Genomic DNA, 4,247 nt, shown 5'->3' on the forward strand with positions numbered 1-4,247 from the left:
TTGTGGCCCATGGCCTCGCCCATGCGGATAGTGCGCGTCGCCGTCCATTCCGGATTGAACTCCATCACGCCGCGCGGAAACAGCATCACGACGGTGGATCCGAGCAGGAAGCGTCCCATTTCTTCACCCTTCTTCAGCACGATATCCTTGTCATGGTAATGCCACTCCCGCACCGTGCCGGCCCGCGATGCATTCACCACGCCATGCCAGACCGTCGCCATGCTGCCGACGATCGTCGCGCCCACCAGCACCAGCACGAAGGGGCCGTGCAGGGACTCGAAGACGCACACCACACGCTCATTGCGAGCGAACAAACCCGGGACGCCTCGGGCGGTGACGGGATTCACCGAGAACAGCGCTCCCGGTACATAGATCATGCGCGTCAGCTTTGCATCGCAGGGCATGTGGATGCGGTGATAGTCGCGAGGGCTGAGGTAGAGCGTGGCGAACGTGCCGTGATCGAATTGCGCCGCCAGCGCGCTGTCGCCGCCGACCAGGGCGGTGGTGGAATAGCGATGGCCCTTCGCCTGGAAGATCTGGTCGTGCTCGATGGTGCCGAACTGGCTGATCGCACCATCCACCGGACAGATGAAATCGCGATCCGCGAGCGGGCGGGCGCCTTCGCGCAATGCGCGGGTAAAGAATTCATTGAAACTTTGATAGCTGGCGAGGTCCGGGTTGTGCGCCTCATCCATGTTGACGCCATACTTCCGCGCGAACCAGCGGATCAGGTGGGGCGTGAAACGGCCGCCTTGACCGCTGGCGATACGGCCCGCAAGCCGGGTCAAGGCCTGCTTGGGCAAAAGGTATTGGTGCAATACGGAAAAACGGGACACGTTGGCGCTCGCTAAAATGAGTTGTTTTGATTATAGCTTTATGCGTCCAAAGTCAGATATGGCGGGAGGGCCATGCCCTGGGTATATCATGGCAAGTACTGCCGGCAACATGCACAGGAAGCGGCCTCAGGAAGTGGCCTTTACATGCTTTTGAAAGTCGCTGATGCGGCCGGCCTTCTTCAGATTTTTCTTCCCAATCCATTTCCGGAGGGCTTTGGATGGACATGACTGTCCTTGTGATCGTGCTGGGCGCCGTGGTTGCCGGCTTTGTGCAAGGCTTGTCCGGTTTCGCGTTCGGGCTTGTCGCCATGTCGTTCTGGGCATGGGTGGTGAACCCGCAGCTGGCGGCAGCATTGGCGGTATTCGGTGCCCTGACCGGGCAGGTAATCGCCGCCGTGACCGTGCGCCGCGGCCTCAACATGAGAACCCTGCTGCCGTTCATTGCGGGCGGGTTGAGCGGTGTGCCGATCGGAGTCTATGTGCTTCCCTACCTGAATGTCGACTTGTTCAAGGCCTGCCTCGGCATCTTGCTGGCGGTCTGGTGTCCCATCATGCTGGCAGCCCACCGACTGCCGCCCATCCGCGCAGGCGGACGCGCGGCGGACGGCATTGCCGGCATCATCGGCGGGATCATGAGTGGACTCGGCGGTTTCGCCGGCGCGATTCCCACCCTCTGGTGCACGCTGCGCGGCATGGAAAAAGACACGCAACGTTCCGTCATCCAGAACTTCAACCTCGCCACGCTCATCGTCACGATGACGACCTACCTGTTCACCGGGGTGATAAACCGCGAGATGCTGCCGATGTTTGCGATCGTCGCACCGGCCATCCTCATCCCCTCCTTGCTCGGCGCCCGGTTGTACATCGGCATCTCCGAAGCGAATTTCCGCAAGCTCGTCCTCAGCCTGCTGACCGCATCGGGCATCGCCTTGCTCGCATCCTCGGTGCCCAGGCTGCTGGCCTGAATCGCTTCGTTTAATCCTTACCGGCTTGCGATGTGTAAGGCCGCACATCCACCGGCTGGCCGTCGGTGTCGAAACGCATCGCCAGCGACAGCGACCGCACCCCCAATGTCGCCAGGGCATCATGCACATCGTCCGCCTCGGTCTGCAGGTCGCGCGCCACGGCGATCGGCTTGTCCGACGATACGATAAGCGCGCCGTCCGCTTCCGAGTACAGATTTACCCGAAGCACCATGCCGTCGTCCACGTCCGTCGGCCCAATGACGGCCTTCGCGGCGTCCGGCGACACGCCATGCTCGTCCAGCGCCTGGTGCAGCTCGGACATCATCTGCAGCATGTAATACTCGCTCAAGGCGGTGGCCTTGCCGCCATAAAAAAGATCCTGGTACAGAAAATCGATCTCCACCTCGCGGCCGTCGGTGACAAGACAGCGCTTGACCAGCGACGCGTTGTCCGCGGCCCATTGGCGGAAATGCTGCGCGCGCGTCTCGAAATACCGGTCGGCCGCCGCCTCTTTCTCCGGCACCTTGTAGAACGGATCATCCAATGTCTTCACCGCGAACCCGAGCAGGAAGCGCAATTCCACCGCACTGTCGTCCGGCGCAAACTCATTGGCCGGCCAGCCGCTCATGCTGCGCGCGATGGCCGGGGCCGCCGTTGCCTTCTTGCGGGTGACCGAATCGTAGGCTTCATGCACCATCTCGTGCAGCTGGCTGTAGCTGATGCGGTCGATCTCATTCAGATGAAAGGCATGGCTCACAAGTACGACAGTCGCCTTCTTGCTCTCGAGCTGTCCTTTCTGAAAGCTGTCACGCAGCCGTTCAAATGCCTCCTCGTCCTGGAAGCACTGCTCGATACGCAGACCACCGACGGTATGCACGAACATCGGCACCACGAAAGCATTGACCTCGATGTCCTGCCCCTCGTCGCGACGGATCACGATCGTTCCCGACAATTCCTCCAGGTTCGCTTTCAGCAAATCGAATGCATAGCCGTCTTCCTCGTAGGTGCGGTCGAGCGCTTCGTTCAAGGCGCTGTCCTTCTTCTGGCGCAGGCACTTCCTGATGATCTTCTCGAAATCGCTCTTCTTTTTTTTCAGGTCGTCCGGCAGGGTAGCGTATGCATCCGCTTCCCTGAGGTCGATCGCCAGTTCGATCAGGTTGTCCGCGACGGCATCATCCGGCATCTCGGCGGAAGCAGTGGATTTCGACGAACCGGACGACTTGTTTTTCTTCATGATGGCAGCTCAGGTAGTAGGGTGCAGTTGGCGCACCGGACAGGACAAAGTAAATACGCAAGTATACCGGCGACCGCAAGCGGCACGATGCGTTCGACACAGTCTATGACTTGTGATGCGACCATCCGTGCCGTCATGCAGGCATCTCACAAGCTCGAACTGAACTCCGCCGCCGCCTTGGCCGCCCATAAAGCCTCGTTGTAACTCCGGTAGGGCTCATCATAGGTATCGCTCGCACCTTCCTCGCCGACGAAATGCACCCACCAGCCGCTTCCATCTTCAACAAGGGCGATATCGTCCGGCCTGCAATAGGCGGCGATGGTCTCGCCGGAAGCGAGTGTGATGATGTTGGTGCGGCGGTGAATGATGGTGGTTGGCATGTTTGTGTATTAATGCAGTGTCGTTATTAGTAAGTTGGCGGTGGTATTTCAATCGTGTCACACAGTCCGGTACAGGAGTCTTATCAATTATTGATTGCAACGATTTTCATGCAAATAACAAAATACTTAGTTCTATTCAGACTCTATCGGTAAGCGAAGTAAGCGACTCAGACCACGTTCCCTCTTGTTTATCGGTGAGGATGACAATTTCATTATTGCGTCCATAAAACCACACTGCCTTCCCAATTAAGAAATTATTTCCTACAATCATTTGCCTCTTCGATTCCATTTAATGGACGGAGTATTTCAGAACTGCAATTTTTGCAGTTGAATGGCGCACTTTAATGCAAGCGTTTCTAATGCGATTTAGCACGCTGTTATAACAAAGGAAAAAAATGATTAGTTCAAGGAACGCTGCAATGATCGCGATCGCCGGTGCTGCAATGCTGAGCGGATGCGCATCGATCGTCAACGGCAACAACCAGGTGATCTCGGTCGACGCCCGCCATAAAGGGCAGCAGGTCGCGGACGCGAATTGCGAACTCAATAATGGCAAAGGCACATTTTTCGTAAAGGCACCCGGGACAGTCACCGTGCTGCGTGCGTATGACGACCTGAATGTGAAGTGTGTCAAGGAAGGGCAACTATCTGGTCTCGCATCGGTGAAGTCAAGCACCAAACCAATGGCATTCGGCAACATCATTTTCGGTGGCGTCATCGGCGCAGCGATCGATGCAGGCTCCGGCGCCGCTTATGATTATCCCACCCTTATTACCGTCATCATGGAAGAGGCTGCTGCATTGCCTCCAGCCGCAGCCGCGCCATTGACAGT

Annotated in this window: 5 protein-coding genes; 2 read left to right on the forward strand and 3 right to left on the reverse strand. The window is 57.9% G+C overall.

The window, feature by feature from the left end:
- The coding region (gene asd, locus VGU61_RS16455; protein ID WP_326860289.1) for an archaetidylserine decarboxylase at nt 1-836 on the reverse strand (836 nt) is incomplete at its 3' end.
- Between the two features lie 218 nt (nt 837-1,054).
- On the opposite strand from asd, the gene VGU61_RS16460 reads away from it, so the two are divergent.
- A complete protein-coding gene (locus tag VGU61_RS16460) occupies nt 1,055-1,801 on the forward strand; it encodes a sulfite exporter TauE/SafE family protein (RefSeq protein ID WP_326860290.1) in 747 nt (248 codons plus the stop codon).
- A 10-nt stretch (nt 1,802-1,811) separates the two neighbouring features.
- On the opposite strand, the gene VGU61_RS16465 is transcribed toward VGU61_RS16460, so the two are convergent.
- Nucleotides 1,812-3,035 carry a DUF2863 family protein gene (locus tag VGU61_RS16465; protein WP_326860291.1) on the reverse strand — a complete coding sequence of 408 codons (1,224 nt, stop codon included), beginning with the start codon at nt 3,033-3,035 and terminating at the stop codon, nt 1,812-1,814.
- Nucleotides 3,036-3,181: 146 nt separating this feature from the next.
- Nucleotides 3,182-3,415, reverse strand: coding sequence for a hypothetical protein (locus VGU61_RS16470; protein ID WP_326860292.1), 234 nt, complete (start codon nt 3,413-3,415; stop codon nt 3,182-3,184).
- A 419-nt stretch (nt 3,416-3,834) separates the two neighbouring features.
- Between VGU61_RS16470 and VGU61_RS16475 the strand changes: the two genes are divergently transcribed.
- Nucleotides 3,835-4,247 (forward strand): hypothetical protein (locus VGU61_RS16475; RefSeq protein WP_326860293.1); only part of this gene is annotated, 413 nt, incomplete at its 3' end.

The organism is Noviherbaspirillum sp. (assembly GCF_035944575.1).
GTDB lineage: Bacteria > Pseudomonadota > Gammaproteobacteria > Burkholderiales > Burkholderiaceae_D > Noviherbaspirillum.